The organism is Pseudomonas sp. B392_1p (assembly GCF_052245235.1).
Taxonomy (GTDB): Bacteria; Pseudomonadota; Gammaproteobacteria; order Pseudomonadales; family Pseudomonadaceae; genus Serpens; species Serpens gallinarum.
Genome location: NZ_JBQPXM010000009.1, coordinates 163,098 through 178,504 on the forward strand (window position 1 = coordinate 163,098; position 15,407 = coordinate 178,504).

Here is a 15,407-nt window from a genome sequence, read left to right on the forward strand (position 1 = left end):
AAGTCTCAAGCGGCGAGCGGCACGCTACAAGACGCCACTCATTCAGCTTGCGGCTGATAGCGTGCGGCTTGCCGCTGCCGTTAATCGCCCAGCGCCGCCAGTTGGTCGGCCTGGTATTCCTGCAGCAACGGCTCGATCACCTGCTCCACCGCGCCGGCCAAGACTTCGCTCAGCGAATACAGGGTCAGGTTGATGCGGTGGTCGGTTACCCGGCCCTGGGGGAAATTGTAGGTACGGATGCGCTCAGAGCGATCTCCGGAGCCCACCAACATTTTGCGCGAGTCGGAAATTTCCTTGTGCGCAGCGGCGTCCTGCTGATCCTGCAACTTGGCCGCCAGCCAGGACATGGCGCGCGCACGGTTCTTGTGCTGCGAGCGTTCTTCCTGGCACTCGACCACCATGCCGGTGGGCAAGTGGGTGATGCGCACCGCCGAATCGGTCTTGTTGATGTGCTGACCGCCGGCGCCGGAGGCGCGGTAGGTGTCCACGCGCAGGTCGGCCGGGTTGATTTCGATTGCCGCCTGTTCGTCCGGTTCGGGCAACACCGCCACGGTGCAGGCCGAGGTATGGATGCGGCCCTGGGATTCGGTTTCCGGCACACGTTGCACACGGTGGGCACCGGATTCGAACTTCAGCTTGGCAAACACGTTGTCGCCTTCGACGCGGGAGATCACCTCTTTGTAGCCGCCGTGCTCGCCGACGCTTTCCGACAGGATCTCGACCCGCCAGCCCTGACGCTCAGCGTAACGCGAGTACATGCGGAACAGGTCGCCCGAAAAGATGGCTGCTTCATCGCCACCGGTACCGGCACGAATTTCCAGGAAGACGTTGCGCCCGTCCTTGGGATCCTTGGGCAGCAGCATGCGCTGCAGCTGATCTTCGATACCGAGCAGTCGCTCCTTGGCATCGCTGACTTCTTCCTCGGCCATTTCCCGCATGTCCGGGTCGCTGTCCTTGAGCATTTCCTGCGCGCCGGCCAAGTCGCCCTGCACCTTGCGAAACTCGCGGTAGGCGAGAATCACCGGCTCGACGTCGGCGTACTCTTTGGAATAGGCGCGGAACTGCTTCTGGTTGGCGATGACTTCTCCGTCACCCAGCAGCGCCGTGAGTTCTTCGTAACGGTCCTGGAGAACGTCCAGCTTATTGAGCAGCGAGGCTTTCATTTTTTCGCATCGCCCTCGTCAAGGCCAAACAGTTCCTGGGCCACAGCCAGGGCATCGCCCCGGCCATCAGCCGAGAATTTTTTCAGTTGAACACTGGGTGCATGCAGCAACTTGTTGGTCAGGCTGCGCGCCAGCTGCGCCAACACGTCTTCGGGCGCGCCGCCATTGGCCAGCAGTCGCTGCGCCTTGGCCAGTTCCTCGTTGCGCAGTTGCTCGGCCTGCTGACGATAGGCTCTGAGCACGTCCACAGCGGCCAGTTCGCGCAAGCGCACCATGAACTCGCCGGCGCCCAGGTTGACCAACTCCTCGGCAGCCTGGGCGGCGCCCTGGCGGCTCTTGAGGTTTTCCTCGACGACATCATGCAAGTCGTCAACGGTATACAGGTAGACGTCATCCAGCTCGCCGACCTGCGATTCGATATCCCGCGGCACAGCGATATCGACCATGAACATCGGCTTGTGCTTGCGCAATTTCAATGCGCGCTCGACGGCGCCCTTGCCCAGAATCGGCAATTGACTGGCGGTGGAGCTGATAACGATATCGCTGCCGACCAACTCATCGGGAATTTCCGACAGCAACACCGCCCGCGCGCCGAACTCGGCGGCCAGCTGACTGGCGCGCTCCAGCGTCCGGTTGGCCACCACGATGCGCTTGACGCCCTGCTCGTGCAGATGTCGGGCGACGAGAGTAATGGTCTCGCCCGCGCCGATCAGCAATGCCTGGCTGTTTTGCAGGTTGCTGAAGATCTGCTTGGCCAGGCTGACTGCGGCAAAGGCGACGGACACTGGGTTTTCACCGATGGCGGTGTCGGTGCGCACGGTTTTCGCCGTACTGAACGTGGCCTGGAACAACCGGCCCAGCAACGGCCCGACCGTGCCCGCCTCGCGGGCCACGGCATAGGCGGACTTCATCTGGCCGAGAATCTGCGGTTCGCCAAGCACCAGCGAGTCGAGTCCGCAGGCGACACGCATCATGTGTCGCACTGCCTCGTCCTCGGTGTGGACATAGGCGCAAGCGCGCAGATCGTCTAGGCTCAGCCCGTGAAAATCGGCCAGCCAGCGCAGCACGGCGTCGGCTTCCGGTGACTCCTGCCGAACATAGAGTTCACTACGGTTACAGGTGGAAAGAATCGCTGCTTCGCCGCTCGACGTTAACCGGCAGAGCTGCTGCAGGGCCTCTACCATCTGCTCAGGGGTGAATGCCACGCGCTCGCGGACATCCACCGAAGCGGTTTTGTGGTTGATACCAAGGGCGAGGAAAGCCATGCGGGTCGTAAATCAAGCTAGAGAAGCCGGTAATTCTCCTACGTCGCCGGGCGTAGAACAACCTCCATCACTTATTGCCACTATTAGTCGCACCCTTTCTAGCGCCGGCAAACGGCAGCCCATGGGCTTGCCTGGAGGCATGTGTCATGATGGCGCAACAGCAGGTAAGTCTTCTTTCCCATGAAAAAATCCTTCGCAATTTTGACCATCCTGACGTTACTGGGTGGTTGTCAGAGCATCACCAGCGCCCCCGAAACCACCCCGCCGGCGCCGGTCAGCACACCCGAACCGCAACAGTACGCCTCGTTCAGCCAAGAGACGCTGTACGCCCTGCTGACAGCTGAACTGGCTGGTCAGCGCGGTCGTTTTGATATCGCCCTGGGCAACTACCTGCAACAGGCCAACGCCACCGAGGACCCAGCCGTTGCCGAGCGCGCCTATCGGATCGCCGAATACCTCGGCTCCGAGCAGGCAGCCCTGCTCAGTAGCCAGATCTGGGCGGATGCGGCGCCGGACAACCTAGATGCACAGCGCGCCGCCGCCATACAGCTGGCGCGTGCCGGCCGCTTTGACGAATCACTGGTCTACATGGAGAACGTGCTCAAGCGCCATGGCAGCACGCACTTTGACTTCCTGGCCCTCTCTGCCGCGGAGACCGACCCGGATACCCGCAGCGGGCTGATGAAGAACTTCGACCGCCTGCTGCAACAGTATCCGAACAACGCGCAATTGCTGTTCGGCCAGGCCCTGCTGCTGCAACAGGACGGTCGCCCCGAAGAAGCCCTGGCTTTGCTGCAACGCCAGCCCGTACAAGACAGTGAAATCGCCACCCTGCTGCTGCGCACACGGCTGCTGCAAAGTGTTGGCCGTGGCGATGAAGCGCTGCCGCTGCTGGAAAGAGGGATTCGCCAACACCCCGACGATAAACGCCTGCGCCTTGCTCAGGCGCGCCTGCTGGTCGACCAGGGGCGCATCAAGGAGGCCAAGCAAGCATTCTCACGATTGCTTGAACAGTACCCGGACGATGACGACCTGCGCTTTTCCCTCGCCCTGGTGTGCATGGAGGCCAAAGACTGGCAGGAAGCCCGCGACCACCTGCAGCAACTTGTTCGCAACGAGACTCATGTGAACGCCGCGCACCTGCATCTGGGCCGAGTGCATGAGGAACTGGGCGAACCCGAGCAAGCCCTGGATGAGTACTCACAGGTCGGGCCGAGCAATGAATTTCTGCCCGCCCAGGTGCGCCAGAGCAACATCCTCTTTTCCAGTCAGCGCAGCGCCGAAGCGTCACGACGTTTACGCGGCGCCCGCCTCGACCAGCCTGACTACGCCCTGCAGTTGTACTTGATCGAGTCCGAAGCCTGGGCCAAGTATCAACAACCCGAGCGCGCCAGCAGGCTGATCGAACAGGCCCTGAAGGAATTCCCAGACGACCTCAGCCTGCTGTACACACGTGCCATGCTGGCGGAGAAGCGCGGCGACCTGGCGCAGCTGGAAAAGGACCTGCGCTTCATTCTCGAGCGCGAGCCTGATAACGCCATGGCCCTCAATGCGTTGGGCTACACCCTGGCCGACCGCACCACGCGCTACGCCGAAGCCAAGGTGTTGATCGAACAGGCTCACCAACTCAATCCGCAAGATCCGGCGATCCTGGACAGCCTGGGCTGGGTGAATTTCCGCCTGGGTAACCTGAGCGAAGCCGAACGTTTGCTGCGCCAGGCCCATGAGCGTTTTCCCGACGCCGAGGTAGCCGCCCACCTCGGTGAAGTGCTGTGGACCCGTGGCAAGCACGCCGAGGCCCGTAGGGTTTGGGCCGAAGCGCTCAAGGTGCAGCCCGAAAGCAGCATCCTGCGCAGCACCCTGCAACGCTTGACTGGCTCGGAGAACCCCTGACCATGCGCCTTGGCTACCTGCTCGTTATCAGTCTGTTCGCCCTGCTTGCCGGCTGCGCCGGCCAACAACCCCAGGAAGCCCTGCACGGCCAGGGCGATCCCGCCCAGTGGCAAGCCCACAAATCGCAGATCACCCAGCTCGATGGCTGGCAGATCAGCGGCAAGGTGGGCATTCGCTCTCCTCAGGAATCCGGCAGCGCTACTCTGTTCTGGCTGCAACGCCAGTCCTATTTCGACATCCGCCTTTCCGGCCCGCTCGGCCAGGGCGCCAGCCGCCTGACCGGCCGCCCCGGCGCCATTGTGCTGGACATCGCCAATCAGGGCCGTTTCGAGGCGGCTTCACCCGAGGCGTTACTGGAAGAACAACTTGGCTGGCGCTTGCCAGTGTCCAACCTGCTGTGGTGGATTCGTGGCCTTCCGGAGCCGGAGCGGCGCAGCCAGGTAACGCTGGATCCGGACAGCCGCCTGGCCCGCTTGCAGCAGGACGGCTGGCAAGTCGACTACCTCGGTTATACCGAGCACGATGGCTATGCCCTGCCCGCGCGCATGAAGCTTCAAGGTCACGACCTGACTGTCACCCTGGTCATCAAGGAATGGCGGCCTCGACTACTGGGGCAGTAATTCACAGCACGCGCCTTAAGAGCCCAAGCCCTACTCACTCCAACCATGACAATCATGCACGACGCTCAACTGATTCTGCCGGCCCCGGCCAAGATCAACCTGTTCCTGCACATCAATGGACGCCGCGCAGACGGCTACCACGAACTGCAGACCCTGTTTCAGTTTCTCGACCATGGCGATCAGTTGGGTTTTCGCAGCCGCGACGACGGCGTGGTCCGTTTACACACGCAGATTCCCGGGGTGCCCCACGACAGCAACCTGATCGTGCGCGCTGCCCGCCAATTGCAAGCGCGCAGCGGCACACCCTTAGGAGCCGATATCTGGCTGGACAAGCAACTGCCCATGGGCGGCGGCATTGGCGGCGGCAGTTCGGATGCTGCCACCACCCTGCTCGGCCTCAATCACCTGTGGCACCTGGAATGGAGCGAAAACCGTCTAGCCGAGCTGGGGCTGGAGCTGGGCGCCGACGTGCCGGTCTTCGTGCATGGTCGCGCAGCATTTGCCGAAGGCGTCGGCGAGCGCCTCACGCCAGTCACCCTGAGCGAGCCCTGGTTTCTCGTACTGGCACCGCAAGTCTCTGTAAGTACTGCGGAAATTTTTTCCGACCCGGAGTTGACACGTAATACGCCGGCCATTACAGTTCGCAGCCTTCCTGAGGGGGGCGGTCATAACGACTGTCAGCCGGTGGTTGAGAGGCACTACGCAGAAGTGCGTAACGCCTTGAACTTGCTGAACAAATTTGTTCCAGCAAGAATGACCGGAACTGGAGCTTGTGTATTTGGGAGCTTCCCAAATCGCAGCGATGCTGATAAAGTCTCGCGCCAACTTCCAGCCACTCTGCCACGCTTCATCGCTCGCGGCTGCAACAGGTCTCCTGTTCACCAACAGCTCGGAACGCTGGCAAGGAAGTGAATGTTTGACATTCGGTTATACGTTACAGGGGCGTCGCCAAGCGGTAAGGCAGCAGGTTTTGATCCTGCCATGCGTTGGTTCGAATCCAGCCGCCCCTGCCATAACCTCTTTGAGGTTAGGCAAACGTAAACTGAATACACATTTGAGTCGCAACATCCTACAGGGGCGTCGCCAAGCGGTAAGGCAGCAGGTTTTGATCCTGCCATGCGTTGGTTCGAATCCAGCCGCCCCTGCCATATACTCGAGAGCTGTTCGAAAAGCCTGGCTTTTTGAACAGCTTTTTAATTCATCGGACCCACCCTCAGGCAGGTACTGCGCGTGTCCAAGATGATGGTCTTTACGGGGAACGCTAACCCCGATCTGGCGCGTCGCGTCGTTCGTCAATTGCATATCCCACTGGGCGATGTTGCAGTAGGCAAATTCTCCGACGGCGAAATCAGTGTCGAAATCAATGAAAATGTTCGCGGTAAGGACGTCTTCCTGATTCAACCGACCTGCGCGCCCACCAACGATAACCTGATGGAATTGGTGGTGATGGCTGACGCCTTCCGCCGCTCCTCGGCCTCCCGCATTACCGCGGTCATCCCCTACTTTGGTTACGCCCGCCAGGATCGCCGTCCGCGCTCCGCACGTGTGGCGATCAGTGCCAAGGTCGTGGCTGACATGCTGGCCAACGTAGGTGTCAACCGCGTCCTCACGGTCGACCTGCACGCTGACCAGATTCAGGGCTTCTTCGACATCCCGGTCGACAACATCTACGGTTCGCCGACCCTGGTCGACGACATCGAAGACCAGCGCTTCGAAAACCTGCTGATCGTCTCTCCGGACATCGGCGGCGTGGTTCGTGCACGTGCCGTGGCCAAGAGCCTCGGTGTCGACCTGGCGATCATCGACAAGCGTCGTCCGAAAGCCAACGTCTCGGAAGTCATGCACATCATCGGTGATGTTCAGGGCCGTACCTGCGTACTGGTCGACGACATGGTCGATACGGCCGGCACCCTGTGCCTCGCCGCCAAGGCCCTCAAGGACCACGGCGCCGAGCGTGTCTATGCCTACTGCACCCACCCGGTGCTGTCTGGCCGTGCCATTGAAAACGTTGAAAATTCCATCCTCGACGAACTGGTGGTGACCAACACCATCCCGCTGTCGGCTGCCGCACAGGCCTGCCCGCGCATTCGTCAGCTGGATATTGCACCGGTTGTCGCTGAAGCGGTTCGCCGCATCAGCAATGAGGAATCTATCAGCGCCATGTTCCGCTAACGGCTTTGCCGTTGGCTGCGTTGCGCTGAATACTGCCCCGTCTTTGCACGGGGCTTTTTGCCGAACCGTCCGGACGCTGGTCGCAAGCGAATGGTCGGCAAGGCTAATTTGGAGAAACTGAAATGACTAAATTTACCCTGGAAGCCGCTGCGCGTTCCGACCTGGGGAAAGGTGCGAGCCGCCGCCTGCGTCGTAACGAAAACATGGTTCCGGCCGTTATCTACGGTGGCAACCAAGAGCCGCTGTCCATCAGCCTGCTGGCCAAAGACCTGGCCAAAATGCTGGAAAACGAAATCGCGTTCAGCAACGTGATCACCCTGAACGTCGACGGCGCCAGCCAAGACGTCGTGATCAAGGCCCTGCAGCGCCACCCGGCGAAGAACTTCGTCCTGCACGCTGACTTCCAGCGCGTGGTTGCTGGCCAGAAGCTGACCGCCACCGTACCGGTGCACCTGATCAATCAGGAAAGCTCCATCGGCATCAAGACTCAGGGCGGCGAAGTCTACCTGAACCTGCCGGACGTCGAAGTTTCCTGCCTGCCGCAAGACCTGCCTGACGTGATCGAAGTTGACATCGCCAACCTCGAAGTCGGTCAGGTCCTGCACATGAGCGACCTGAAACTGCCGGAAGGCGTTGCACTGGTTTCGCTGATTCATGGCAGCGACCTGCCGGTGGTCAACATCCACGCTTCCCGCGTTGCGAAGACCGCCGAAGAAGGCGAAGAAGCTGCCGAGTAATCGACTCGCAGCCGCTTGAGGAAGGGCCCCTGATGTGACTGCCGTACAACTGATCGTCGGCCTGGGAAATCCAGGCCCCGAATACGACCAGACCCGGCATAACGCAGGGGCTCTTTTCGTTGAGCGTCTGGCCGACCGCGAAGGCGTACGCCTGGCCCTCGACAAAAAGTATTTTGGCTTGACGGGTAAATTCACCCATCAAGGCCGCGATGTTCGTCTGCTGATCCCCACTACCTTCATGAACCGCAGCGGACAGGCCGTCGCCGCGCTGGCGAGGTTCTTCCGCATCGAGCCGGAAGCCATCCTGGTGGCACACGACGAACTCGACATGCCTCCCGGCGTCGCGAAGCTCAAACAGGGCGGCGGACACGGCGGGCACAACGGGTTGCGCGACATCATCGCCCAACTCGGCAATCAGAACAGTTTCCACCGCCTGCGCCTGGGCATTGGTCATCCCGGCCACAGCAGCCAGGTCACCGGCTACGTACTGGGCCGCGCCCCACGTAGCGAGCAGGAACTGCTCGACGCCAGCATCGACTTCGCCCTGGGCGTGTTGCCCGAGATGCTGGCCGGCGACTGGATCAAGGCCATGCACAAGCTGCACAGCCAGAAAGCCTGATCACCTCCCCTTTACCGTCTTTATCTCCGCGAGGGATACACCATGGGATTCAATTGCGGCATCGTCGGCCTGCCCAACGTCGGCAAGTCCACCCTGTTCAACGCCTTGACCAAGTCCGGCATCGCCGCAGAGAACTTCCCCTTCTGCACCATCGAGCCGAACAGCGGCATCGTGCCAATGCCCGACGCACGCCTCGAGGCGCTGGCGGAGATCGTCAAGCCCGAGCGCGTTCTGCCGACCACCATGGAATTCGTCGACATCGCAGGCCTCGTGGCCGGCGCCTCCAAAGGTGAAGGCCTGGGCAACAAATTCCTGGCCAACATCCGCGAGACCGACGCCATCGCCCACGTGGTGCGCTGCTTTGAAGATGACAACGTCATCCACGTGTCCAACAGCGTCGATCCCAAGCGCGACATCGAGATCATCGACCTGGAACTGATCTTCGCCGACCTCGACAGCTGCGAGAAGCAACTGCAAAAGGTCACCCGCAACGCCAAGGGCGGCGACAAGGAAGCCATTGCGCAAAAGGGCCTGCTGGAACAGCTGATCGCCCACTTCACAGCAGGCAAGCCGGCTCGCAGCCTGATGAAGGACATGAGCAACGAAGAAAAGCTGATCATCCGTGGCTTCCACCTGCTGACCAGCAAGCCGGTGATGTACATCGCCAACGTTGCCGAGGACGGCTTCGAGAACAACCCGCTGCTCGACGTGGTTAAAGGCATCGCCGAAGAGGAAGGCGCGATCGTGGTGCCGGTGTGCAACAAGATCGAGGCGGAAATCGCCGAACTCGACGACGGCGAAGAAAAGGACATGTTCCTCGAAGCCATCGGCATGACCGAGCCGGGCCTGAACCGCGTGATCCGCGCCGGCTACGAACTGCTCAACCTGCAAACCTACTTCACCGCCGGTGTGAAGGAAGTGCGTGCCTGGACCGTCAAGGTCGGCGCCACCGCCCCACAGGCCGCCGCCGTGATTCACACTGATTTCGAGAAAGGCTTTATCCGTGCCGAAGTCATCGCCTATGACGACTTCATCCAGTACAAGGGCGAAGCCGGCGCCAAGGAAGCCGGCAAATGGCGCCTGGAAGGCAAGGAATACATCGTCAAGGATGGCGACGTAATGCACTTCCGTTTCAACGTCTGACATTTGGCAGTCATGAAAAGCCGCGCACATGCGCGGCTTTTTGCATGGTGGCGGTCGCTCGATAACAGACTGGACATCCACCGCCTCGCTACTAGTCTTCAGGCATTAACGAGACGATCAAGGTCTCTACCATGGCCCTAAAGCATGCAACCTCAGGCGAGGTCGTCAATCTGCTGCAGACCTCTGGGTCTCTAGGCCTTATTTCCCAGGCACTGGTCAGCGCACCACGCCTGGAGCTGATGCGCCTGGTATTACCGGCCGGCAAGCTCGTGCCCCGTCACGCCGTTACCGGCCCCATCACCATCTTCTGCCACCAGGGCAATCTTGAGGTGCAGGTCGACGCTGACTGGCAACCGATGGATGCCAACGACCTTATGTATCTGGATGGCGACGTTGGGCATGCCCTGCGTGCGCTCAGCGACGCCATTGTTCTGGTGACGATCTTTCGACCACCGGGAACTCACGCCTCAGTCGATACCTGATTCAGCGCGCCAAACGCTTCGCTCATCCCTCACCTGAACGTCGGGAAAGGAAAGCAGCCATGGAAAAAACGCTACGAATTCTCAGTTTTGTCGTGCTCGCACTGATGCTGGCAAGCATTGTTTATGCCGCTGCGATCAGCGCGCTGCACTGGACCGGAATCGGCGTTTGAACCCGCCACGAGGGCTTCGCCATGAATAAACGCCAAACCCGTCTGTTCGCGCTGATTTCCACCGGCATCGCGGTGCTTGTGTTCCTGGGGCTGACCGTTGATAGCCACCGACAATTTCCCACGCTGACCAATGCTCAGAGCATCACGCCAGAGGTAACGCGTGGCAAGGACGTCTGGCATGAAAATAACTGCATCAACTGCCACACCCTGTTCGGCGAGGGTGCTTACTACGCACCGGACCTGACCAAGATCACCCAACACCGCGGTGCGCCTTACCTGACGGCCTTTCTCAAGGACCCGTCGCGTTTCTATGACGAACAGCGACACCGTCGGCTGATGCCGAACCAGAACCTCAGCGATCAAGACATCGCCGCCCTGATCGCCTTTCTCGACTGGGTGGCCAACGTCGACAACCAGGGCTGGCCGCCACGGCCGATCCTCGTGAGTGGCGCCTCGATTCCCGGCACCAGCATGAGCATTTCCCAGCAGGACGCCGCCTCGGCCAGTCAGCAGTTGCCACCCGGCGCGCGCCCGGTCAGCGGCAACGAAGATCCCATCGCCTTAGGCGAAGCGCTGTTTCGCAGCGCCACTCCCGTGTGCACGGCGTGCCATTCCACCGCGCCCGGCGTGAACCTGGCAGGGCCCACCCTCGCCGGCCTGGCGACGCGCGCCGAGCAAACCCTGGCCTCGCCGGACTACCACGGCCAGGCCGACACCGTGGAAGACTTTATTCGCGAGTCGATCATCGCGCCCAGCGAATACCTGCACCCCGGCGATATGTATTCGGCCGGCGGCACGTCATTCATGCCCACCACCTACGCCGACGCGCTGAGCGACGAACAGCTCGACCAGTTGGTCGCTTATCTGGCGAGTTTCAAATAACCGCACGCCCGGGCCGCACTCCATGCACAGGGGATGACCATGCGCTACCACTCACAGTCTGTCGCTTACTGGTATTTCGCCGTCGCCATGGTGCTGTTCGGCTTGCAACTGGTATTCGGCCTGCTCTCCGCGGCCAAGTACCTCGGGCCGGACCCGCTGCTGTATCTGCTGCCGTTCGACGTTACCAAGGTGATTCACACCAACCTGCTGATCGTCTGGGTACTCACCGGCTTCATGGGTGCCACCTACTGGCTGGTGCCCGACGAGTCGCGCACCGAGCTGTACAGCACCAAGCTGGCCTACATCCAACTTGGCCTGTGGGTGGTGATGGGTGTCAGCGCGATCATTGGCTACCTGTTCCGCTACGGCACCGGTAACAAGCTGCTGGAACAGCCCCTGCCGCATAAGCTCGTCATCGTCATCTGCATGCTGATCTTCCTTTACAACATCGGCATGACCATCAAGAAATCCGGGCGTTTCACCACCACCGAGGGCGTGCTGCTGCTCGGTTTGGCCAGCGCTGCGGTGCTCTACCTGCCAGCTCTGCTGCATTACGAGAATTACACCGTGTCGATCTATTACCGCTGGTGGACCATCCACCTGTGGGTTGAAGGCGTCTGGGAAATGATCCAGGGTGGCTTCCTCGCCTACCTGCTGATCCGCCTGTCCGGTGCTGATCGCGAGGTGATGGAAAAATGGCTATACGTGATCGTCGGCCTGGTGTTCATCGCCGGCATTCTCGGCACCGCGCACCACTATTACTGGGTCGGCGTGCCCGGCTACTGGCTGCCCATCGGCGGCTTTTTCAGTGCCCTTGAACCGGCAGCGCTGCTGGGCATGGCAATGTACGCCTACTACGCCATGCGCCGCTCGGGGCTGGCCCACCCCAACAAGCTGGCTCTGCACTGGACCCTGGGCAGCGCCGTGTTCACCCTGTTTGGTGCCGGCCTGCTGGGCTTGGCCCATACCTTTCCGAGCATCAACAAGTGGACCCACGGCACGCTGATCACCGCCATGCACGGCCATGCCGCCTTTTATGGCGCCTACGCGATGATCATCATGGCGATGATCGCCTACGCCATGCCGGCCATCACCCGGCGCGACAGTGAGGATGGCGACAGCATCGGCTATTGGGCCTTCTGGTTGCAGTTGGGTGGCATGTTCGGTATGACCCTGTCGTTCGCCACGGCCGGCATCGGCCAGGTCTATCTGGAACGGGTCATGGGCATGGGCTATCTGGACGCCCAGCTTAAAATCCAGATCCACTTCGTCATGCTCATTGCCACCGCCTCGATGTTTGCGGTCGGCGTGGGTTTGTTCATCTACGACTTCTTTCGCTATGCGCCGCGCTTCGTCGTCGATGACCAAGAGCCGCTCGTCACGCCCGGCGTGCGAGCGAACGTGTGATGAATTTGTCGGCCGCACCCATCGTACCGGTGGATGGGCACGCCGCGCCTCGCGCAGCCGAGCCTTGGTACGCGCCCAGTGGCGACGAAGTGACGATCTTCGAGCAATGTCATGCGCGGCAACTGGCAGTGATGCTCAAGGGGCCGACCGGTTGTGGCAAGACGCGCTTCGTCGAGCACATGGCCTGGCGGCTGGGCCGACCGCTGGTCACCGTTTCCTGTCACGACGACATGACCGCCAGCGACCTGCTCGGCCGTTTTCTCATCGACCATGACGGCACCCGTTGGAGCGACGGCCCGCTGACCCGCGCCGTACGAGAAGGCGCCCTGTGCTATCTCGACGAAGTGGTCGAAGCCCGTCAGGACACCATCGTCGTGCTGCATCCGCTGACCGACCATCGACGCATCCTGCCGTTGGACAAGACCGGCGAAACCCTCGACGCCGCGCCCGGCTTTCAACTGGTGGTGTCCTATAACCCTGGCTACCAGCGCATGCTCAAGGATCTGAAACCCAGCACGCGGCAGCGGTTCGTCGCCCTGGATTTCGACTTTCCGCCAACCGAGCAGGAAGTACGCATCGTCATGCACGAAAGCGGTGCCGACCACGCCACGGCTCACGCGCTGGTCTCGCTCGGCCAAAAACTGCGTGGCCTGCAGGACCGTGGCCTGGCCGAAGTCCCCAGCACGCGCTTGTTGATTGCCACCGCCCGCCTGATCGCCAGCGGCATTGGTGTGCGCAGCGCCTGCAACGCCGCCTTGATCGCCCCCCTGTCAGACGACGCCGCGCTGGTGGGTGCGATGCGGGACCTGGTCGACCTGACCTTTATCTGATGGCCGAAGCCGAAGACGTCCTCAGTGATGTTGCACGCCATGCCACTATCTATATCCAACGTCTGTGGCGGCGCCAGCGCAGCAGCCAGGCAACGCCAAAGCCAGTCGGACTGGAGGACCTTAGCGAGCGCCTCGACCTGCTGATACAGGCGGCCCTCGGTTGCCGCTTTCCATTGCGTATCGCCCAGCCGCCGGCACCTCCCACCCTGCTGCAAAGCCTCTGGCGGCGTAGTGAACATCCGCGCCGGCACGTGGCCGTTCCGGCAACCGATGATCGGCAGATCTGGCTGCCGGCTTATCTGCACATCGGCGATCCGGCGCAGGCGATGCAAAATTACCGCACCCTGGCCCTGCAACAGGCCATGCGTGCGCGACGCGGCAGCGCCACCCAGGCCGCGTCACTGGAAACGCCACTGCAACGCGACCTTTATCTGCTGTGCGAAGCCTGGGCGGCGGACAGGCAGCTGCTCCGTCTACTGCCGGGCCTGGCGCCGGCGCTGACCATCCTGCGCCAGCACGCCTTGCGCGCCCGGCCGGCGCTGCAGCAATTTTCCGCGGCACGCCAGCCCTTGGAGCGCTTGGTGCGCTGCCTGCTGCAAGGCGACGACACGCTCTTGCCCACCCTGGCCGACCCCGCGGCGTCAGTCGTTCAGGCCAGACGTCTGGCAACGCAGTTGATGCCTGACACCTCCCCCCACCTGGGAAGGCAGCCTCTGCTGCTGGATTGCTGGACCGGCGAATTCCGCCCGGCCGCGTCTCTTAACGAATATGCACAACAGACCGACGTGGAGCCGGGCCAGGTTCCGCCGCGCAGCGCCCACCTGCCACGCAGCCCACAGGTGCGCGAGAGCCCGGACGACGAGGACGACCGGCACCCCGGCCCCTGGATGATCCAGCCTTCGCCACCGCTTGAGCAGGCTGAAGATGCACAGGGTTTGCAGCGACCCACCGACCGTGACGCCACCACTCCCGCCGAGGAGTTTGCCGATGCCTTGTCGGAGCTCGAAGAAGCGCGGCTGGTCGTGGCGCCGGGCACGCCTAGGGAAGTGTTGATTTCCGAGGATTTGCCGCACGCACGCGCCCTGCGCGAGCGCCAGGCACTCGAATCCACGGCGTCGTATCTCGCCTATCCGGAATGGGATTACCGCAGCCAGTCCTATCGACGGCCGGGCGCTTTCGTGCACCTGCTGCCCACGCCACCCGGCCCGGCGCAGTGGGTGACGCAGACACTGGAAAACCACCGCAGCCTGTTGGCGGCCATTCGCCGGCAGTTCGAAATGCTCCGCGCCCAGCGCCAGCGGCTGCGTCGCCAATTGGAGGGCAACGAGCCGGACCTTGACGCTTATCTGGAAGGCCTGGCCGATGCCCGCGCCGGGCTGTGCATGCCCCAGGCGCTGTACCAGACGCAACGCACTGCGCGGCGCGACATGGCGATCATGCTGCTGGTGGATGCCAGCGGCTCAACCGATGGCTGGCTGTCTCGCCAGCGGCGCATCATTGATGTGGAACGCGAGGCGCTGCTGCTGGTGTGCCTGGCACTGGAAGGGCTGGGGCAGCCGTACAGTGTGAAGAGTTTCTCCGGCGAAGGTCCGCAGCAGGTGACGATGCGTACGCTCAAGGCATTCGATGAACACTACAACGAGGTCGTCGGGAAGCGAATCGCCGCGCTTGAGCCGGAGCGCTACACCCGTGCCGGCGCTGCCATTCGCCATGCCAGCGCCTCTTTGATGCGCGAGCCGGCCAGCCACCGGCTGTTGCTGTTGCTCTCCGATGGCAAACCCAATGATGTTGATGAGTATGAGGGCCGCTACGGCGTGGAGGACATGCGCCAAGCCGTCAACGAAGCTCGCCTGCAGGGCATTCACCCGTTCTGCCTGACCATCGACCGCCAGGCTGCCACCTACCTGCCGGCGGTCTTCGGAGCCCGCCATTACGCGCTGCTGGCCAGCCCGGAACGGCTTCCCGCCGTTCTGCTGAACTGGCTACGGCAATTGATCACTCACTGACGTGGCTTTGGTGGCTCT

General features: G+C 61.9%; 14 protein-coding genes and 2 tRNA genes. 14 read left to right on the forward strand and 2 right to left on the reverse strand.

The features are described from left to right. Window positions 1-80: 80 nt before the first annotated feature. Both prfA and hemA read right to left on the reverse strand, forming a co-directional pair. The gene (gene prfA, locus ACTV8E_RS14235; RefSeq protein ID WP_443199901.1) at window positions 81-1,163 is read right to left on the reverse strand and encodes a peptide chain release factor 1; all 1,083 of its coding nucleotides are present in this window, start codon (window positions 1,161-1,163) and stop codon (window positions 81-83) included. Next, window positions 1,160-2,428, reverse strand: coding sequence for a glutamyl-tRNA reductase (gene hemA / locus ACTV8E_RS14240; RefSeq protein ID WP_443199902.1), 1,269 nt, complete (start codon window positions 2,426-2,428; stop codon window positions 1,160-1,162). Before hemA ends, prfA begins: the two co-directional genes overlap by 4 nt. Window positions 2,429-2,608: 180 nt before the next feature. On the opposite strand from hemA, the gene ACTV8E_RS14245 reads away from it, so the two are divergent. The 14 genes from ACTV8E_RS14245 (at window position 2,609) to ACTV8E_RS14310 (ending at window position 15,389) form a co-directional block, all read left to right on the forward strand. After that, complete coding sequence (locus ACTV8E_RS14245; RefSeq protein ID WP_443199903.1) at window positions 2,609-4,321, forward strand: tetratricopeptide repeat protein; 1,713 nt, start codon at window positions 2,609-2,611, stop codon at window positions 4,319-4,321. A gap of 2 nt (window positions 4,322-4,323) precedes the next feature. Beyond that, a complete protein-coding gene (lolB, locus tag ACTV8E_RS14250) occupies window positions 4,324-4,941 on the forward strand; it encodes a lipoprotein insertase outer membrane protein LolB (protein WP_273537816.1) in 618 nt (205 codons plus the stop codon). A 54-nt stretch (window positions 4,942-4,995) separates the two neighbouring features. Beyond that, on the forward strand, window positions 4,996-5,853 hold the full coding sequence (gene ispE, locus ACTV8E_RS14255) for a 4-(cytidine 5'-diphospho)-2-C-methyl-D-erythritol kinase (RefSeq protein ID WP_443199904.1): 858 nt from the start codon (window positions 4,996-4,998) through the stop codon (window positions 5,851-5,853). A gap of 26 nt (window positions 5,854-5,879) precedes the next feature. Further along, window positions 5,880-5,954: transfer RNA gene (locus ACTV8E_RS14260), tRNA-Gln, on the forward strand. 60 nt (window positions 5,955-6,014) lie between these two features. Next, window positions 6,015-6,089 (forward strand) — tRNA-Gln (locus ACTV8E_RS14265). An 82-nt stretch (window positions 6,090-6,171) separates the two neighbouring features. Continuing rightward, complete coding sequence (locus ACTV8E_RS14270) at window positions 6,172-7,113, forward strand: ribose-phosphate pyrophosphokinase (protein ID WP_251837006.1); 942 nt, start codon at window positions 6,172-6,174, stop codon at window positions 7,111-7,113. A 122-nt stretch (window positions 7,114-7,235) separates the two neighbouring features. Continuing rightward, the gene (locus ACTV8E_RS14275) at window positions 7,236-7,850 is read left to right on the forward strand and encodes a 50S ribosomal protein L25/general stress protein Ctc (protein ID WP_443199905.1); all 615 of its coding nucleotides are present in this window, start codon (window positions 7,236-7,238) and stop codon (window positions 7,848-7,850) included. Between the two features lie 34 nt (window positions 7,851-7,884). Next, window positions 7,885-8,469 (forward strand): aminoacyl-tRNA hydrolase, encoded by a 585-nt coding sequence (pth, locus tag ACTV8E_RS14280; protein ID WP_273537390.1) that lies wholly within the window; start codon window positions 7,885-7,887, stop codon window positions 8,467-8,469. A gap of 42 nt (window positions 8,470-8,511) precedes the next feature. Next, complete coding sequence (gene ychF / locus ACTV8E_RS14285) at window positions 8,512-9,612, forward strand: redox-regulated ATPase YchF (RefSeq protein ID WP_443199906.1); 1,101 nt, start codon at window positions 8,512-8,514, stop codon at window positions 9,610-9,612. Window positions 9,613-9,743: 131 nt separating this feature from the next. Continuing rightward, window positions 9,744-10,094 carry a cupin domain-containing protein gene (locus ACTV8E_RS14290; protein ID WP_251837010.1) on the forward strand — a complete coding sequence of 117 codons (351 nt, stop codon included), beginning with the start codon at window positions 9,744-9,746 and terminating at the stop codon, window positions 10,092-10,094. A gap of 191 nt (window positions 10,095-10,285) precedes the next feature. Then, window positions 10,286-11,146, forward strand: a complete 861-nt coding sequence (locus ACTV8E_RS14295; protein WP_251837011.1) for a c-type cytochrome — start codon at window positions 10,286-10,288, stop codon at window positions 11,144-11,146. 39 nt (window positions 11,147-11,185) lie between these two features. Beyond that, window positions 11,186-12,553 carry a cbb3-type cytochrome c oxidase subunit I gene (locus ACTV8E_RS14300; protein ID WP_251837012.1) on the forward strand — a complete coding sequence of 456 codons (1,368 nt, stop codon included), beginning with the start codon at window positions 11,186-11,188 and terminating at the stop codon, window positions 12,551-12,553. Further along, window positions 12,553-13,383, forward strand: a complete 831-nt coding sequence (locus ACTV8E_RS14305; RefSeq protein ID WP_251837013.1) for a CbbQ/NirQ/NorQ/GpvN family protein — start codon at window positions 12,553-12,555, stop codon at window positions 13,381-13,383. The genes ACTV8E_RS14300 and ACTV8E_RS14305 overlap by 1 nt, the downstream gene beginning before the upstream one ends. Further along, window positions 13,383-15,389 carry a nitric oxide reductase activation protein NorD gene (locus tag ACTV8E_RS14310; protein WP_443199907.1) on the forward strand — a complete coding sequence of 669 codons (2,007 nt, stop codon included), beginning with the start codon at window positions 13,383-13,385 and terminating at the stop codon, window positions 15,387-15,389. The genes ACTV8E_RS14305 and ACTV8E_RS14310 overlap by 1 nt, the downstream gene beginning before the upstream one ends. The last annotated feature ends 18 nt before the right edge of the window (window positions 15,390-15,407 follow it).